The 960-nt window shown below is 58.6% G+C and carries 1 protein-coding gene; it reads right to left on the reverse strand.

What is annotated here, in order from left to right:
• Positions 1-804 (reverse strand): amidohydrolase (locus tag A3730_RS27955; protein WP_156501419.1); only part of this gene is annotated, 804 nt, incomplete at its 3' end.
• Positions 805-960 lie beyond the last annotated feature (156 nt).

Genomic DNA, 960 nt, shown 5'->3' on the forward strand with positions numbered 1-960 from the left:
CCGAATAGCCGCCGGGTCCGCCAGGCCGTTCTGCGCAAAGGTGATACCCCGCGACAGATAAATATGCGACGCCCGGGACAACACCTTCAAGCCGTCCAGGGGTGCCAATTTCAACGCCTGGCTACGCACCGGATTAAACGCGGTTTCCGCCAGCAGGCCATTGAGCCGACCGCTTTCATCGCGACCATAAAATCCGCCCGGCGGGTCCTCAACGTCTTCCTTGATGCCCATGCTTTCCAGCGCAGCGGAATTAACCACGCCCAGATGCCCGGAAATATGCATGACCATGATCGGCCGCGTTTTGCTCACCGCATCCAGCTCTGCCCGGGTGGGATAGCGCTGCTCGCCGATGGTGGTGTCATCAAAACCATACGCCAGCAGCATGCCTTCCGGGCGGCGCTGGGCCAGCAGGCGCAAACGCTCCAGCAGCGTGTCGATGCTGTACAAATCACCAATCGGCGGACTGTTGGCATCCACCGCCACCGCAGACAATCCTTCACCGGGGAAATGTCCATGGGCTTCAATAAACCCCGGCATCAGTGTACCGCCCTCCAGGTCGATCACCGCCACATCCCGGCTGACCTGCCGGCGCAACACCTCGACCTCACCCAGCGCCACAATCTCGCCCCGCTTCACCAGCATGGCATCCGCCACCGGCTGTTGCGGGTCCATGGTCAGTACCGTGCCATTAAAAAAGAGCTGCGCCGCTGGCGCCGGCGGGTTAAACCAGCGATGCACACCCGCCACGGCCAACACGATCAGGGCAACAATGATCACCAATACCCACAATCCGGTTTTCTTCATAGCTGTCTCTCTCGCTGGCTGACCGGGCGTTTTCGCCTTGATTCGTTATTGCGCAGACTCTGCCCTTCCACTCTGGGGAGAACAAGTCGGATTCTCACTCGTTTTGTGTTCGCCCCAACGGTTTATCATCACATTTTTAAATAAAACAGATTCATT

The organism is Alcanivorax sp. HI0044 (genome assembly GCF_001634945.1).